Origin of the sequence: Exiguobacterium acetylicum (assembly GCF_022170825.1) — a bacterium.
Taxonomy (GTDB): Bacteria; Bacillota; Bacilli; order Exiguobacteriales; family Exiguobacteriaceae; genus Exiguobacterium_A; species Exiguobacterium_A acetylicum_B.
The window spans coordinates 738,071-753,064 of record NZ_CP081878.1; the positions used below are offsets into that span (position 1 = coordinate 738,071).

17 protein-coding genes are annotated in these 14,994 nt (G+C 45.1%); 10 read left to right on the forward strand and 7 right to left on the reverse strand.

All coding sequences use genetic code 11. The features are described 5' to 3' along the window. Nucleotides 1-49: 49 nt before the first annotated feature. From K6T22_RS03840 to K6T22_RS03855, 4 genes are all read right to left on the reverse strand, one after another. The gene (locus K6T22_RS03840; RefSeq protein ID WP_238238991.1) at nucleotides 50-967 is read right to left on the reverse strand and encodes a peptidylprolyl isomerase; all 918 of its coding nucleotides are present in this window, start codon (nucleotides 965-967) and stop codon (nucleotides 50-52) included. A 259-nt stretch (nucleotides 968-1,226) separates the two neighbouring features. After that, nucleotides 1,227-1,796 carry an HTH-type transcriptional regulator Hpr gene (locus tag K6T22_RS03845; RefSeq protein ID WP_023467344.1) on the reverse strand — a complete coding sequence of 190 codons (570 nt, stop codon included), beginning with the start codon at nucleotides 1,794-1,796 and terminating at the stop codon, nucleotides 1,227-1,229. An 83-nt stretch (nucleotides 1,797-1,879) separates the two neighbouring features. Next, on the reverse strand, nucleotides 1,880-2,221 hold the full coding sequence (locus K6T22_RS03850; protein WP_238238992.1) for a hypothetical protein: 342 nt from the start codon (nucleotides 2,219-2,221) through the stop codon (nucleotides 1,880-1,882). 114 nt (nucleotides 2,222-2,335) lie between these two features. Then, nucleotides 2,336-2,761, reverse strand: coding sequence for an HIT family protein (locus K6T22_RS03855; RefSeq protein WP_238238993.1), 426 nt, complete (start codon nucleotides 2,759-2,761; stop codon nucleotides 2,336-2,338). Nucleotides 2,762-2,890: 129 nt separating this feature from the next. Here K6T22_RS03855 and K6T22_RS03860 point away from each other — a divergent pair, with 129 nt between their 5' ends. After that, nucleotides 2,891-3,943 (forward strand): hypothetical protein, encoded by a 1,053-nt coding sequence (locus K6T22_RS03860; protein ID WP_238238994.1) that lies wholly within the window; start codon nucleotides 2,891-2,893, stop codon nucleotides 3,941-3,943. A 41-nt stretch (nucleotides 3,944-3,984) separates the two neighbouring features. On the opposite strand, the gene K6T22_RS03865 is transcribed toward K6T22_RS03860, so the two are convergent. Next, nucleotides 3,985-4,236 (reverse strand): GlsB/YeaQ/YmgE family stress response membrane protein, encoded by a 252-nt coding sequence (locus tag K6T22_RS03865; protein WP_029340936.1) that lies wholly within the window; start codon nucleotides 4,234-4,236, stop codon nucleotides 3,985-3,987. Nucleotides 4,237-4,269: 33 nt separating this feature from the next. Continuing rightward, on the reverse strand, nucleotides 4,270-4,518 hold the full coding sequence (locus K6T22_RS03870; protein WP_023467349.1) for a GlsB/YeaQ/YmgE family stress response membrane protein: 249 nt from the start codon (nucleotides 4,516-4,518) through the stop codon (nucleotides 4,270-4,272). Between the two features lie 317 nt (nucleotides 4,519-4,835). On the opposite strand from K6T22_RS03870, the gene K6T22_RS03875 reads away from it, so the two are divergent. Together K6T22_RS03875 and K6T22_RS03880 are read left to right on the forward strand one after the other, a co-directional pair. Then, complete coding sequence (locus K6T22_RS03875; protein WP_238238995.1) at nucleotides 4,836-5,570, forward strand: ABC transporter ATP-binding protein; 735 nt, start codon at nucleotides 4,836-4,838, stop codon at nucleotides 5,568-5,570. Then, nucleotides 5,567-6,703, forward strand: a complete 1,137-nt coding sequence (locus tag K6T22_RS03880; RefSeq protein WP_238238996.1) for an ABC transporter permease — start codon at nucleotides 5,567-5,569, stop codon at nucleotides 6,701-6,703. Before K6T22_RS03875 ends, K6T22_RS03880 begins: the two co-directional genes overlap by 4 nt. Nucleotides 6,704-6,768: 65 nt before the next feature. Here K6T22_RS03880 and K6T22_RS03885 read toward each other — a convergent pair whose 3' ends face one another. Continuing rightward, nucleotides 6,769-8,067, reverse strand: coding sequence for an ammonium transporter (locus K6T22_RS03885; protein ID WP_238238997.1), 1,299 nt, complete (start codon nucleotides 8,065-8,067; stop codon nucleotides 6,769-6,771). A 117-nt stretch (nucleotides 8,068-8,184) separates the two neighbouring features. Between K6T22_RS03885 and K6T22_RS03890 the strand changes: the two genes are divergently transcribed. From K6T22_RS03890 to mscL, 7 genes are all read left to right on the forward strand, one after another. Beyond that, nucleotides 8,185-8,487 carry a MerR family transcriptional regulator gene (locus tag K6T22_RS03890; protein ID WP_023467353.1) on the forward strand — a complete coding sequence of 101 codons (303 nt, stop codon included), beginning with the start codon at nucleotides 8,185-8,187 and terminating at the stop codon, nucleotides 8,485-8,487. 143 nt (nucleotides 8,488-8,630) lie between these two features. After that, nucleotides 8,631-9,677 carry a uroporphyrinogen decarboxylase gene (hemE, locus tag K6T22_RS03895; RefSeq protein ID WP_053452647.1) on the forward strand — a complete coding sequence of 349 codons (1,047 nt, stop codon included), beginning with the start codon at nucleotides 8,631-8,633 and terminating at the stop codon, nucleotides 9,675-9,677. Then, on the forward strand, nucleotides 9,674-10,606 hold the full coding sequence (gene hemH, locus K6T22_RS03900; protein ID WP_023467355.1) for a ferrochelatase: 933 nt from the start codon (nucleotides 9,674-9,676) through the stop codon (nucleotides 10,604-10,606). The genes hemE and hemH overlap by 4 nt, the downstream gene beginning before the upstream one ends. Then, complete coding sequence (gene hemG, locus K6T22_RS03905) at nucleotides 10,596-12,005, forward strand: protoporphyrinogen oxidase (protein WP_238238998.1); 1,410 nt, start codon at nucleotides 10,596-10,598, stop codon at nucleotides 12,003-12,005. The genes hemH and hemG overlap by 11 nt, the downstream gene beginning before the upstream one ends. 140 nt (nucleotides 12,006-12,145) lie before the next feature. Continuing rightward, a complete protein-coding gene (gene cls, locus K6T22_RS03910; protein ID WP_425293151.1) occupies nucleotides 12,146-13,594 on the forward strand; it encodes a cardiolipin synthase in 1,449 nt (482 codons plus the stop codon). A 75-nt stretch (nucleotides 13,595-13,669) separates the two neighbouring features. Then, the gene (locus tag K6T22_RS03915) at nucleotides 13,670-14,551 is read left to right on the forward strand and encodes a Cof-type HAD-IIB family hydrolase (RefSeq protein WP_238239000.1); all 882 of its coding nucleotides are present in this window, start codon (nucleotides 13,670-13,672) and stop codon (nucleotides 14,549-14,551) included. Between the two features lie 12 nt (nucleotides 14,552-14,563). Then, nucleotides 14,564-14,956 (forward strand): large-conductance mechanosensitive channel protein MscL, encoded by a 393-nt coding sequence (gene mscL, locus K6T22_RS03920; RefSeq protein ID WP_238239001.1) that lies wholly within the window; start codon nucleotides 14,564-14,566, stop codon nucleotides 14,954-14,956. Nucleotides 14,957-14,994 lie beyond the last annotated feature (38 nt).

The window sequence follows — 14,994 nt, forward strand, 5'->3', positions numbered from 1 at the left end:
GTCTTGAGAAAGACGACAAAAAAGGAAGCCGCGAAGGCTTCCTTTTTGATTACTGCTGTTGTTGTTGCATCATTTGTTGTTGCATTTGTTGTTGTTCTTGTTTATCTAGATCGAAAGCATCTTTGAAGTCTTTATTTTCGATTTTGACATCGTATTCTTTCATGAGTGAACGGTAGATATCGTTCGGGTTAACTTGTGCTGCTTTTTCTTCAGCGAGTGCTTTTTTGATGCGTGATTTTTCTTTATCAAGCGTAAAGTCTTTCTTTTCTTTACGATCGACTACTTTGATGATGTGGTAACCGAACTGTGTTTTGATCGGATCGGAGATTTTACCTTCAACGCCATCCTTGAACGCATAATCTTCGAATTCCTTGACCATTTTACCTTTTGTGAAGTATCCAAGATCTCCACCTTTTGTACCGCTACCTGTATCTGTTGATTTCTCTTTTGCGAGTTTCGCGAAGTCCGCACCGTCATCCAATTGCTTTTTGATGTCTTTTGCTTCAGACTCTTTTGCAACGAGGATATGGCTTGCTTTGACTTCGACTTTCTCTTGGTCAAAACGCTCTTGGATTTCTTTATCTGTTACTTTTGATTTCGCAGATTTTGCTTCCGTTAAGAGCATTTGTGTGCGAAGAACTGTCTCGAATTCTTTTTCGTTCTTGATTCCGGCAGATTTCAATGTTGTATTGAACTGCTCTTTATCTGGGAACTGGTCTTTAGTTTTCTTGACTTCTGCTTCGACTTCTTTATCCGTGACTTCCTTGCCGTACTTTTTCTCAAGCAATTTGTTCATCGTTTGCTGGAAGGCGATTTGAGCACCAGCTTTTTCGTATGCTTCTTCTTGGACGTCAGCCTTGTTGACTTCGCCACCTTTGTAATTGATGACGGCTTCGTCATTTGATCCACATGCTGCTAACGTAAATACACTTGCGACTGCTGCTGCGCCTAACAATTTCTTTTTCATACATACACCCCTAATTTACCATTTATTTCAACCGTTTTATCATATCATATTCTCGTCTGGTTGACAGCTGTATCTTGTCATGCCAAGAGATACTTGCTCTTTTCCATGCTATCACATCCAAGTAGCCGGTTGAGGATAATTTTTATGGGAAATTGTGAGGGAAATAATGCTCTTGAGACATAGTAGTAATGTCCTTGTCATGAGGAAAAAAGACCTAAAAAAAGCATTCTAGCTAGAGGCTAAAACGCTTTTGATGATGTTATGCTTTTTTAATCGAGTCCATGACTGGATCTTGCGGACGACGATCTGCTTCTTCCGTGATCATCTTTGATGTTTCAGCGAATATGTCCATGAAGCTATCGCCATACAGGCGACGTACAATCGCGGAGATGTCCGTTAATTCTGGGAATTTCCCGTACAGTTCCTGAAGAGGAAGTGAGGCACGGAAGACGCCGTTTTCTTCAGGACGGAATGCTTGAATCGTCTCAAGCAAGAGCGATTCACCCTCTGGAGTCAACTGGACGTAGGTATTTCGTTTATCGGTTTCCTTTTTCGAGAACGTCAACAGTCCGCGGTCCTCTAACTTCTTCGAGAAGTTAAATGCCGTCGAGACGTGCATGACACCATACTTTGCAATTTCAGAAATCGATGCACCACCTAGTGCATGCGAAATCCATAAGATATGATGCTCGTTAATGTTCAGATCAAAAGGCTTGATCCAGTTTTGCCAATCTTTTTCTACCGTTTTCCATAGTGCTTTGCTTAACTGGACAATCTTGTGGCTATACAACAATGCTTCTTGTCCAGGATATAACTTTTCGTGTTCCATATCTGACTCATCCTTTCGAAAGGTGACAATGGCTCAAACGCGCAAAATGCAAACTATACAAAAACAAATCGAAGCAACGGATCTTACTTTTGTGGAGAAAGTTGGTCTGCTTCCTGTTTCGCTTCATCAGCGAGAGACTGGATCTTCGTGAGCGATGCTTGGACTTCCGTTTGGTATTCCGAGACGCTCTGCATGACTTCATCTTTGAAGTGCATACCAGACGCTTTTGCTGTCTCTACTAAGTTCTTGCCCTCCAGGGTCAAATCCTGCACATTCGTTACGATTGTAGAATAAGAATTTCGACGTTGATGACCGTTCGAAGAGTCGCTTTTCGTACCTTGGCGAAGCGCCTTCAGACCGTAAAAAGTCACAAGTGTTAGCGTAGCACCAAAAGCGACCCAATTACGGGGGGGACGCTTCGACATATTGAACCTCCTTTTTAATATTAAAATATTTGTTTCATATTATTTTACCGAAAATTGAATGGAAGAAACCTATTTCGGCAATATTTTTCTAATAATAGAAGAAAAAGAACAAACTTAGATACGCGAGGCGATCGAATTAGCGAGTTCAGCTAACTCTTCCGTCGTGTATTCATCGTTATGAACTTCCCACTTTGCACCAAAGCCGTCTTGTTTATCATGACGCGGAATGAGATGGAGATGGAAGTGGGATACCGATTGACCGGCTACTTTTCCTGTATTCGATAAAAGATTCATTCCGGCTGCACTAGTTTCTTGTTGCAGCGCACGGCTGATTTGCGGAATCGTCGCAAATACGTCTTGTGCTTGTTCAGGAGAGAGATCGTACATGTTATCTGCATGCTGTTTAGGAATGATGAGCGTATGTCCTTTCGTCACTTGTGATAAGTCGAGGAAAGCTAGAACTTGTTTGTTCTCGAATACGATATGACCTGGGACTTCTTTTCGAGCGATTTTACAGAAGATGCATGACTCTTTTTGCATGGGACGTTCACTCCTTTAGGTAAGATAATATTAGTATACGGAAAGTTTCCGACTTCCGCACGATTGACAGTCAATTTGAAGTCGATACACTTAGAAACATACAGCTAATGAAGAAAAGGAGCGAACTGCATGGCATCACGAGTAGCCTCGACGGCACAAAAAAAACGAAAACAGCGTCTGCTTATCGGCAGCATCATCATAGTCAGTCTTTTTTTATTATTTGCCTTTTGGTTCGGACGTAACATGCAAGAAGCATCGAAGCTTGAACGAACCGATGAGCGACTTGCCAGTTTACTGAAGGAAAAGGATCAGCGTGGATTCCAAAAGCTAGTCACCATGAATGGTAAGTCATTGCCGATGAGTGAAGCGACACGACTTGTTAATTGGCTGACGGCTGATTCAGAGCGAACGCAACGAGTCATCGGACAAGTCAAACAGGATCAAGACGCAGGTAAACAGGTAAAAACACACGTGTTTACATTAAAAGAAGAGGATGGATGGCTTTGGTATGAACAGTATTCTCTTGATGTGAATCTTCAAAGGATGACTGTTTCGAGTGATGTGCCTAAGACAGAAGTTTCACTCGATGGAGAAGAGATCGGAACGATTGATCAGAAATCAATTGAAATCAAGCGATCTCCGGGTGAATACGATGTTCAGGTGAGTGCGGAGCAGCCAGGACAGACGGTCCAGGAGTCGAAGACCGTACAACTCGGAGATGAACCGAACGCGACTGTTGATTTTAAATTAGCCGATCAGTTCAACACGACGGTGTCGAATGAATATGCGGTCGATATCAAAACGTTACTAGAGACAGAAGTGAAAGCGCGGACCGGGAAAAGTATCGATACGATGACCGGATACCTTGGACGTTCACGTGACTCGTTTGAGAACATGTTCGGAACGCCTGATTCGACGGTCGCCAATCGAGCACGATACGATGGGTATGAAGTGACCTATCAGTCAGGTCAAGTCGATGAGTTATTAATTCGCTTGAATAAGACGCCGGAAGAACTTGAAGCCATCGCTGGAAAACCAGAAGGAAAGAAGCGAGAACAAGTCGGTACGATTTGGGAGTATCCGTCTAGTTTTCTTGAAGGGGTGTTCGAATGGTTGAACTTACGAGCAGAAAAACGAGTCGTCGAGCGAGAAGACGGCATGTGGTTACAATTAAAAGACTAACAAAAATCCCCCGAACATCATGTCCGGGGGATTTTTTTTGTTTATCGTTTATTCACCGCACGGAGAATGAACGATACGATGAGGATAAGAATGATAGCTCCGAGTAAAGCAGGTACGATTGCGAATCCGGCAACCATTGGACCCCAATCTCCGAATAATGCTTGACCGATCAATGCACCGACGAAACCAGCGATGATGTTACCGATAATACCGCCTGGCACATCTTTACCTAGAATAAGACTTGCTAACCATCCAATAATACCACCAACGATTAATGCCCATAAGAATCCCATTTAAAACACTCCTTTTCAATTTAAAATATATGATTACTTGCGTACTGCCCGGAGAATAAGTGAAACGATAAAGATTAAGATGACTGCTCCGAGAATAGCCGGAATGACTGCAAAACCAGCGATTTTTGGACCCATTGAACCGAAGATAGCTTGACCGATCATTGAACCGATGAAACCAGCAATGATGTTACCGATGATGCCACCTGGTACGTCTTTCCCGATGATAAGGCTTGCGATCCAACCGATCAGACCACCAATAATTAACGCCCATAAGAATCCCATTTTTAAACATCCCCTCTACATATTAGTTTTACCTGTTTTCAGGCAAATATAAACACGTGCGAAAATGAAAAAATCTGAAATCGTTCGTTCGATAAAAGGACTAGATGATTAGACCACTTAATAAAGAATGAATGAACGATTCATTGATTTCACTTTCAATTTACATGTAAATCGTTTTCATATATTGATGTAACGATTACACTTAGAGTAATTGCCGAAAAAACAAGTATTAAAACATTATATTTTAAAAAACTAGGCGTTAAGCTAGAAAATTTAATAGGATCTACTTTACGATGAGCCTAAAAGGAGTGGCAAATATGTTGTTAGATATCAAAGGTTTGTCAGGAGGATACGGGTCAAAAACCGTTCTGCATGACATCAATATCGAAGTCGATCAGGGTGAACTCGTCGGTTTGATCGGTTTAAATGGTGCGGGGAAATCGACGACGATCAAGCACATCCTTGGTCTTTTACCAGTCAAGACGGGATCAGTTCGAATCAACGGAATGGATTTAGAAACTAACGAAACCGAGTATCGTCGTCAGGTCGCATACATTCCAGAACAACCGATGTTATATGAACAACTGACGTTACGGGAGCACCTTCGTCTGATGGCGCAAGGATATGACGTCGAAGAAGCAATCGCGACAGAACGCGCGCAACATTACGCTGAACGACTTCGAATGACGAAGCAACTCGAATGGTTTCCAAGTGTCTTCTCAAAAGGGATGAAACAAAAAGCGATGATCTTGTGTGCACTCGTCACAGGCAGCGAGCTGTTGATCGTCGATGAACCGTTCGTTGGACTAGACCCGCTCGCGATTCGCGAGTTACTACAAATTTTTAGTGAACTCAAGCAGGACGGTAAAGGTATTTTAATGTCGACGCATATCCTTGAGACAGCAGAACGGCATTGTAATCGCTTCGTACTCTTACATGAGGGTCACATTGCAGCGGAAGGAACGACAGCTGCTTTACGTGCACGATATGGACTACAAGATGGAACACTCGATGATCTGTACGTCGCTGCGATCGAGGAGGCGGAACGATGAACAGCCAGTCCTTATGGAAGGAACGGTATCAGGCGGCGATGACCGAGACGGTGAAATACACAAGGTATATGGCGAATGGTGGACTATTATTTACCGTGTACTTCGTTATTTTGTACGGTTTAGTCGTATACGGTCGTTTCCTCGACCAACTCGATCCGTCGTTTCCTGGTCGGTTCGTCATGGCAGCCTTGTTTCTGATTTTACCGCTCTACCGGACGAGTCGGACGTTTCTCGTTGAGGCGGATCAAGTGTTTTTGTTACCGGTATTAGCGAAGTTATCAGGGTTTATGCAACAAGTACGAGCGTACAATGCAGTCTTTGGTATCATCCGTGCCGTGATTCCGTTTTTAGCTGTCGTTGTTCTCTATGTTCGAACGGAACAGACGACACCACTTGAACTTGTTTTAATTGGAGTAGCACTTGCTTTGTTCGGAGCGGCAGCGAACTTATCAAAACTTGAAGGAATTGCACATCGGACGGTGCTGTTATATGCGTTCGGAGCGGCACTTCTCGTCATCATCGATATGGCGTGGATGGCGATCGTCGTCGCGCTTCTCTTAATGGTCGTACTCCATTTGAAGCGTCAAGACCACCTTCCGCTTCGCGAATGGATTGCGCTTGAGCAGGAATCGCGCGATCGATTTTATCGATTAGCGAATTGGTTCGTCGATGTTCCACATTTGTCAGCAACGTACAAACGACGTCGTCTGCTAAGCAACATGGTCGAGCGAATTCCGTATCGAGCGCAAACGACATTTGATTACCTGTACGTCAAACAGTTCATTCGAAGTGGAGACGGTATCGGATTGATTGTTCGTTTGACGTTAATTGGAGTTGTCTTCATGTGGTTGGCAAGCGGCAACGAGTGGTTCGTCGCTCTTGCGATTCCAGCGTTCGGCGGATTAACGAGTTTCCAGTTGGCACCATTTACAAAAGCAGTCGATCAGCACCTGTTGACCCGTCTATTACCGTATGGGAATTCCGTTCATGCTAAACGGAAAATCATTCGCTTTGCAGCAATCAGTCAGTGCATCGTACTGACACTGATTGGATTCTTTTTAAGCGGGTCCATTTATGTCGTTGGTGGAGCGGTCTTGGCACTTATGATCGGTGAATACTACGCACGCAAATGATAGACAATTAGAAAGAGCCTACACGATGAGAGTTAATCGTGTAGGCTCTTGTTCGTTATCCCTTATTAATTGACGCGTTCGTTTGATAGATCTTCTTCTTCGACCATCCGTAATTCCTTGCTGACCGGGGCAGGGAGATCGTAAGAAGCTTGACCATGTTCAGCGACATCGAGTCCACGGAGTTCATCTTCCCGTGTGATTCGAAGACCAATCGTAAGATCGAGAGCCTTTAAGAAGGCGTAACTCAAGACGCTAACGATGACGACGGCGAAAACGACACCGAGTGCTTGAACACCGAGTTGCGTAAAACCTCCACCGTAGAAGAGACCGGCTTGTCCGATACCTGTGATTTCAACGAGACGTGGTGAGGCGAAGAATCCAGTTGCGAGTGTACCCCAGATACCAGCGACACCGTGGACGGAGAAGGCACAAAGAGGATCATCAACGCGACTTGCGAGAAGAATGCTCGTACCATACGTGATTACACCAGCAAGGAATCCGATAACGACGGCTGCCCATGGTTCAACGAAAGCACAGGCTGCTGTGATCGCAACGAGTGCAGCTAAGACACCGTTGATGATCGACGGGATATCTGCAACACGGCGGTGCCAGAATGAGATGGCGAGTGCGCCGAGTGCACCTGCTGCAGTAGCAAGTAATGTCGTCAAGGCAACATAACTAAAGAATCCGTCGGCAATCGTTAATGTCGAACCAGCGTTGAATCCGAACCAACATAACCAAAGAATGAAAGCACCAACGACAGAGTAGATAACATTATGTCCAAGCAACGGTGTTTTTTCAGCACCGATTCGTTTTTTGAGCAGTAAAGCAGCAACGAGTGCGGCGATCCCGCCCTGTAAGTGAACGACTGTTGATCCGGCGAAGTCTTGCATTCCGAGCGAACCGAGGAATCCACCTGCCCAAACGGAACGTGCAATGATCGGATAGATGATAGCAACGAAAAACGTTCCGAATAATAGATAGACTGATAATTTAGCACGCTCTGCGAATCCGCCCCAAGCAATTGCAAGGGAGACAGCGACGAATGAGAGTTGGAAGAGGAATTTCACATCAATCGTGATGTTCGACCAATCGAGACTACTGAATCCTCCATTTAAGAAAAACCCTTCTGTTCCGATAATGGAATTACCATCACCGAACGTCAATCCGAATCCGATGGCCCAAAAGGCGAGGGCGGCAACTGAGAAGCTGATGATCTGTTTGACAGCGACGTGCCCTGCGTTCTTTGCCCGTAACATTCCTGTTTCTAAAAGTAAGAATCCGATTTGCATCGTAAAGACGAGCAGTGCTGCGAATAAGACATAAAACGTATCGACTGAGATAGCGAGTTGTTCCAGTTTCATTGTCGTTCCTCCTTTATCCATTTAAAGTATGTGTTTACTTTAGACGGAAATACTTTCAAAGAAACGTGTTGTGTCAGAAAATCTGACATGGTATTTTTGTGGAAAGGAGTGACGAATATGAACTACCGTGAGAAAAAGGTGATGTCGATTGGAATCGTCTGTGAATTGACCGGATTATCGGAACGTCAGATTCGTTACTATGAAGAACGAAAACTAATCTTTCCAGAACGGACGAACGGAAAGACACGAAAATATTCATTTACGGATGTCGAGCGACTCGTCGAAGTCGCGGAAAAAATTGAAGATGGCTGGCGGACACATGAAATACGTGAAAAAGAACGGAAGGTAACGGAACAGCAACGTTCTGACTTAATCCGTGGTCAATTAAACGCTGCATTCGGTCTTTACAAGAAACAGTGAACATTTCATGAACTGGTAACAGAACTGTCATTTTGTAAACGATTTATTGGCACAGACTTCTTAATTTCAGATATAATGTTTCTGTGTTCACAAACTTATCGTACGTTTTTTTGGGGCGTTAGAACGAGTATAAAGGGGTAGTTATGATGAAGAAATTCAATGATACGTTTTTGCGGGCGATCCGTGGCGAGCAGATTGATCACGTTCCCGTCTGGTACATGCGACAAGCAGGTCGTTATCAAGCGGAATATCGTGAAATCAAGAAGACACGGACGCTTTTCGAGATCACACATGACTCGGAACTAGGCGCATATGTGACAGAACTACCTGTAAAACAATTAGGGGTCGATGCAGCAATTCTGTATAAAGATATCATGACACCACTTCCATCGATGGGCGTCGATGTCGAAATCAAGAGTGGGATCGGTCCAGTCATTGCGAACCCGATTCGCACGATGGAGGATGTCGAAGCACTGCAACCATTCAATCGCGAAGATATCCCGTACATCTATGAGACGATTCGCTTGTTGCGTGAACGGCTCGAAGTACCGTTGATCGGTTTTTCCGGGGCACCATTTACGCTTGCGAGCTATATGATTGAAGGCGGCCCTTCAAAGGGATACCATAAAACGAAAGCATTGATGTATGGACAACCTGAGGTATGGCATGCCTTAATGGAGAAACTAGGTGACATGGTCATCGATTACATCAAATCACAAGTAGATGCAGGGATCCAAGCGTTCCAAATCTTTGATTCGTGGGTCGGCACGACAAGCCGGAAAGATTATGTCCGTTACATCAAACCAACGATGGAACGCATTTTCACGGAATTAAAAGACACAGGTGTACCAATGATCATGTTCGGTGTAGGAGCGAGTCACTTGGCAGAAGAATGGCACAGCTTACCACTAGACGTCGTTGGACTCGATTGGCGTTTGTCGATTGATGAAGCACGTGAGCGTGGGCTGACGAAACCTGTCCAAGGAAACCTTGACCCTTCATATCTGTTGGCACCATGGGATATCCTTGAAGCGAAAGCGAAAGAGATTCTTGACATGGGAATGAAACAACCAGGGTTCATTTTTAATCTTGGTCACGGTATTTTCCCGGAAGTCGATCCAGAAGTCTTGAAACGTTTGACTGCATTTATCCATGATTATTCGAAAGAAAAAATGGAGGTAGGAAAATGAAAACGTTAGGATTACTTGTCATGGCGTATGGTACGCCGTATAAACCTGAAGATATCGAGCGTTATTACACGCACATTCGACGTGGGCGCAAACCGTCTCCAGAAGCATTGGCAGAGTTGACGGAGCGCTACGAAGCCATCGGTGGCGTATCGCCACTCGCGCAAGTTACGATTGATCAGGCAGAAGAGTTACACCGTCAATTGTCTGAGAAATATGCGGGCGAGATCGAGTTCAAACTCTACCTTGGTCTCAAACACATCGAACCGTTCGTTGAAGATGCTGTCGAGCAAATGGCAAAAGACGGCATCACGGAAGCGGTCACGGTCGTTCTAGCGCCACACTATTCGACGTTCAGTATTCGTTCGTATAATGGTCGTGCGAAGGAAGTCGCGGATCAACATGGTATTCGCCTCGCATCTGTTGAATCCTGGTATAAAGAAGAAGCGTTCCTTGATTGGTGGGGAAAAGAAATCCGTAAGACGTTCGACGCTTTACCAGTACCTGAAGAAAAAGCCGTCCTCGTCGTTTCAGCACACAGTCTGCCTGAGAAAATCATTGCAAACGGTGATCCGTACCCAGAGCAATTGAAAGAAACAGCAGAATTAATCGCCCAACGTGCTGGTGTACCGCATATGATCACAGGTTGGCAATCAGCTGGACAAACGCCAGAACCTTGGCTTGGACCAGATGTTCAGGATCTTACGCGTGACGTCTACGAAGAAAAAGGGTACGAAGCATTCGTTTACGTACCAGTTGGTTTCGTTGCCGATCATTTAGAAGTATTATTCGATAATGATTACGAATGTAAAGTCGTTTGCGACGAACTCGGAATCCATTATGCTCGACCTGTCATGCCAAACGCGGATCCAGCTTTCATGAAAGCTGTCACGGAAGCCGTTGCGAAACAGGTGGGTAGTTATGTCCAGTAAACGTCTCGTCATCGTAGGCGGCGGTATTTCAGGACTTGCAGCTGCCTATTATGCAGAGAAACAGTTTCCGGAAATGAACATCACCTTACTCGAAGCAGAAGGTCGTCTCGGTGGGAAGGTGGCGACATTTCGAGATGAAGGATTAACGATCGAACGTGGTCCGGATTCGTATGTTGCACGAAAACACGTGCTGACGGATCTCATCGAAGAGATTGGGTTAGGCGATCAGCTCGTCCGGAATAATACGTCGCAAGCCTATATCTTGGATGCACGTGGTCTTCATCCGATTCCAAAAGGTGCCGTCATGGGAATTCCGACAGATTTAGAGTTGTTTGCACAGACCTCTCTATTGACGGAAGAAGAAAAAGCAGAAGTGACGGAGCGTTTGCTTCACCCTCCTGCTGATTTAACGATACCAGAACGTGACATTCCACTAGGAGAATACCTACGTCCACGCCTAGGGGATGCACTCGTTGAGAAGTTGATCGAACCGCTTCTTTCAGGCATCTATGCGGGGGATATTGATCGGATGAGTACGTTTGCGACCTATCCGCAATTCGTTGCGAATGAGCAAAAAGCAGGAAGCTTGTTTGAGGGGATGCGCCTCATGCGTCCGCTTGATCAGCAACAAGGTCCGACGCTCAAAGCGACAGGTCAATTCTTGTCGCTTGCGACCGGACTCGAATCGCTCGTCGAACGATTAGAAGAGGTGCTCGAACGGACAGAAATTCGCCTTGAAACACCGCTTCGATCAATCGAACGGGAAGACGACGGACGGTATCGTCTTGAAACAGATCATGGACCGGAGTTCGCTGATGATATTTTATTGACGATTCCACATCGCCAAGTCGTGTCCTTGTTACCAGAAGTAACACTACCGGGACTCGCGAACCTTTCGACACACTCGACTGCGACCGTCACGTTAATTTTCGACAAGGAAACAGCATTACCGATTGATGGAACAGGATTCATCGTCAACCGGCGAGCACCGTATTCGATTACAGCGTGCACGGCGATTGATCAAAAATGGAATCATGCAGCACCGAACCATACGGTACTTCGTGCTTTCATTGGACGGCCAGGAAAAGACGCTCTTGTTCGGGAATCAGACGAAGTGATTGAGCGCGTCGTCTTAGAAGATCTAGAAAAAATTTGTGGACGTGCACTACAACCGGAACGCGTTGTCATCAGTCGATTACTAGACGGATTACCTGCCTATACGGTTGGACATGCGGAGCGGATTCAAGCAGTACGGGATGCCGTTTCGTCTCATTATCCACACATTCATTTAGCAGGACTTGCATATGATGGTGTTGGACTGCCAGACTGTGTTGCGGGTGTCAAGACGACACTTGAACAAATGGCGTTACAACAACCGGAACCGTGCCGAGAGTCATGATGGATTGAAACCTTTTTGAAGCCACGAGTGCTTCAAAAAGGTTTTTTTGTCTTCAGAAGAATGATGAGGCAGGAAACGGGAATAAGAGACAGAGGAATCAAAAATCAAACGATACCGTCGAAACGGGAGGGAATTGTATGATGGAAGTATGGAGTACATTTACGATCATCATCGTTTACGGATTGCTCATCATGAATATCTTGGCTGTTTTGACGGTTATTTTTCTTGAACGGCGTGATATTGGGGCGACGTGGGCATGGGTATTCATCTTGTATTTTGTTCCGCTCGTCGGATTTCTCGTCTATCTCTTTTTCGGTAGACTATTGAAAAAAACGAATTTTTACCGTGTCACGGATGAAGAACAGCTAGAACAAGAGAGACGAATTACTTTACAGAAGAAAGAATTGACCACGATGGGAAGGCACCCGATGATTCAAAAGCATCGCGATATGATTCGAATGAATTTGATGTCGAACGGTTCTTTGCTTAGTCTCTCGAATCAACTGCAGATTCTTTCGGATGGGGAACAGAAATTCAATCGGATGATTCAAGATATTCGACAGGCGGAGCATGAAGTGAATATTCAGTACTACATCATTCAAAAGGACCGCCTCGGATTAGCGTTGATTGATACATTAATCGACTGCGCCCGTCGCGGGATCAAAATTCGACTGTTATACGATGCTGTCGGTTCACGTAGCCTCAAACGAACGGATTTTAAGGAGTTACTGGCACATGGTGGGGAAGTGTTTGCCTTCTTCCCGTCAACGATTGGGTTCGTCAATTTTCGATTAAATAACCGTAATCATCGTAAATCCTGCATCATCGATGGTCGTATTGGCTATATCGGTGGATTTAACGTCGGTACGGAATATCTTGGAATCGATGAAAAGTTCGGTTACTGGCGGGATACGCATTTTCGCTTGGAAGGTGACGTCGTTCACGATCAACTCGACCGCTTTATTCTCGACTGGAACCAAGCAAGTGACATCTATACGGAAAAATCATTGTTTTACTACGGAACACACACGATTCATGATATATTACCGATGCAAATCGTCACATCAGGACCGGACTCTCGGTCAGAATATCTGAAGCTTGCTTTGATTAAAATGATCAACGAAGCGAAACGAACGATTTATATCCAATCACCTTATTTCATTCCAGATACGAGTTATTTAGATGCGTGTAAGGCTGCCTTATTATCTGGGGTCGAAGTACGCATCATGATCCCGAACAAGCCGGATCATCCATTTGTTTATTGGGCAACGACTGCCGCTGTAGGAGAGCTACTGTCTTACGGGGCTAAAGTCTATACGTATGAACCTGGCTTTTTGCATGCGAAAACAATCGTCGTCGATGGCGAAATCGCTTCAGTCGGAACGACGAATATTGATGCACGAAGTTTTCGTTTGAATTTTGAGATGAATACGATTGTTTATGATCAAGATATCGCGACTGAACTGGAACGGCTTTTCCTAGCTGATTGTGACGTCTCGAAGCTCATGACGGTCGAGTCCTATGCGGATCGCTCAAGAATGATTAAATTCAAGGAAAGTATTTCACGTTTGTTGTCACCAATCTTGTAAACGGTGTTTAGGACCAGCCAAAATGTGAAAGATGGTATAGTGGTATGGAAAGAGAAAAAGAGGAGAGTGAAGACGATGACAAATCCAATCAAACTACTCGTATCAGACATGGATGGTACCGTTCTTTCGGGTAAGCAACGAATTGAACCAGAGACGATTCAGGCAATTGAAGCAGCACGCGAGCAAGGTGTCGAATTTGCAATTGCAACAGGACGTAACTACTTAAATGCAAAGGAATTAACGGATGCAGCAGGTATTCATTGTCCAATCATCGCGTCAAACGGAGCGCGCGTCATGACGGTCGATGGAGAAGAATTGAGTGCGACGACGTTAACGACGGAGCAAGCGCAACAAATTTACGGCATCATCAGCCAATATGAAGTCTTCTTCGAGATGTTCTGTGATCAAGGACTCGTGACAGCGCAAGGAGCGACAATCGATGCAGCCTACGATTCACTGAAAGAGCTCAGTGAAGAGAGTGATCGGGCAAAACAAGTGCTCGATTTCTTCCACGATCGCTATTATGTCCATGAAGATGTCAAGATGATCGATGGCTTCCGTTCGTATATCCGCAATCAAGCGGGGCAAGTGTTCAAGTTCATCTCGTTCTCGTTTGATCAAGAACTAATGAAAAAAATCTGGCAGGAAATTGAACAGAAGGTCGACGGTGTGTATGTTACGTCGTCAGGACATGATAACATCGAAGTCATGGCAGTCGGTGCTGATAAAGGAACAGCGGTCAAAATTCTTGCCGACCATCTCGGTGTACCAATCGAACAGGTCGCTGTCATCGGAGACAACTTGAACGATCTTCCGATGTTCAAAGTTGCTGGCAAGGCGATTGCGATGGGGAATGGTCACGATGAAGCAAAAGAGATCGCCCATTACGTGACGAAAACAAACGATGAGCACGGCGTCGGATATGCGATTCAGCAGTTGGCGTCCCGCGCTTGGTAAGGGGGACGTTTCATGTTTAAGGCATTTAAGGAGTTCGCATTTCGCGGGAACGTGATCGACTTAGCGGTCGGGGTCATACTTGGTGCCGCTTTTAGCGGGATCATCAAGTCGCTCGTCGATAGTGTCTTCATGCCGTTGATCGGGATCATTATCGGTGGTGTTGATGTCAAAGGATTATCGGTCATGGTCGGAAATGCGGAGTTACAGTACGGTCAATTTCTTCAAGCGAGTATTGAATTCTTATTGATCGCCTTTGCTTTGTTCATCTTCGTCAAAGGTATCACTTCGTTCCGGAAGAAGGAAGAAGTCGTCGAAGAAGAGGCAGTGCCAACGACAGAAGAAAAATTACTGACAGAAATTCGGGATGCCTTAGTTCGTCAAAACGAGTCGTCAACGAAATACTGATGCTTTAGAAAAGAGCCTGTCTCACATCTTCGTGTGGG

Excerpts from the sequence above, each read along its gene's own strand:
- K6T22_RS03840 (WP_238238991.1), bottom strand. The coding sequence starts at position 967 with ATGAAAAAGAAATTGTTAGGCGCAGCAGCAGTCGCAAGTGTATTTACG.
- K6T22_RS03845 (WP_023467344.1), bottom strand. The coding sequence starts at position 1,796 with ATGGAACACGAAAAGTTATATCCTGGACAAGAAGCATTGTTGTATAGC.
- K6T22_RS03850 (WP_238238992.1), bottom strand. The coding sequence starts at position 2,221 with ATGTCGAAGCGTCCCCCCCGTAATTGGGTCGCTTTTGGTGCTACGCTA.
- K6T22_RS03855 (WP_238238993.1), bottom strand. The coding sequence starts at position 2,761 with ATGCAAAAAGAGTCATGCATCTTCTGTAAAATCGCTCGAAAAGAAGTC.
- K6T22_RS03860 (WP_238238994.1), top strand. The coding sequence starts at position 2,891 with ATGGCATCACGAGTAGCCTCGACGGCACAAAAAAAACGAAAACAGCGT.
- K6T22_RS03865 (WP_029340936.1), bottom strand. The coding sequence starts at position 4,236 with ATGGGATTCTTATGGGCATTAATCGTTGGTGGTATTATTGGATGGTTA.
- K6T22_RS03870 (WP_023467349.1), bottom strand. The coding sequence starts at position 4,518 with ATGGGATTCTTATGGGCGTTAATTATTGGTGGTCTGATCGGTTGGATC.
- K6T22_RS03875 (WP_238238995.1), top strand. The coding sequence starts at position 4,836 with ATGTTGTTAGATATCAAAGGTTTGTCAGGAGGATACGGGTCAAAAACC.
- K6T22_RS03880 (WP_238238996.1), top strand. The coding sequence starts at position 5,567 with ATGAACAGCCAGTCCTTATGGAAGGAACGGTATCAGGCGGCGATGACC.
- K6T22_RS03885 (WP_238238997.1), bottom strand. The coding sequence starts at position 8,067 with ATGAAACTGGAACAACTCGCTATCTCAGTCGATACGTTTTATGTCTTA.
- K6T22_RS03890 (WP_023467353.1), top strand. The coding sequence starts at position 8,185 with ATGAACTACCGTGAGAAAAAGGTGATGTCGATTGGAATCGTCTGTGAA.
- hemE (WP_053452647.1), top strand. The coding sequence starts at position 8,631 with ATGATGAAGAAATTCAATGATACGTTTTTGCGGGCGATCCGTGGCGAG.
- hemH (WP_023467355.1), top strand. The coding sequence starts at position 9,674 with ATGAAAACGTTAGGATTACTTGTCATGGCGTATGGTACGCCGTATAAA.
- hemG (WP_238238998.1), top strand. The coding sequence starts at position 10,596 with ATGTCCAGTAAACGTCTCGTCATCGTAGGCGGCGGTATTTCAGGACTT.
- cls (WP_425293151.1), top strand. The coding sequence starts at position 12,146 with ATGGAAGTATGGAGTACATTTACGATCATCATCGTTTACGGATTGCTC.
- K6T22_RS03915 (WP_238239000.1), top strand. The coding sequence starts at position 13,670 with ATGACAAATCCAATCAAACTACTCGTATCAGACATGGATGGTACCGTT.
- mscL (WP_238239001.1), top strand. The coding sequence starts at position 14,564 with ATGTTTAAGGCATTTAAGGAGTTCGCATTTCGCGGGAACGTGATCGAC.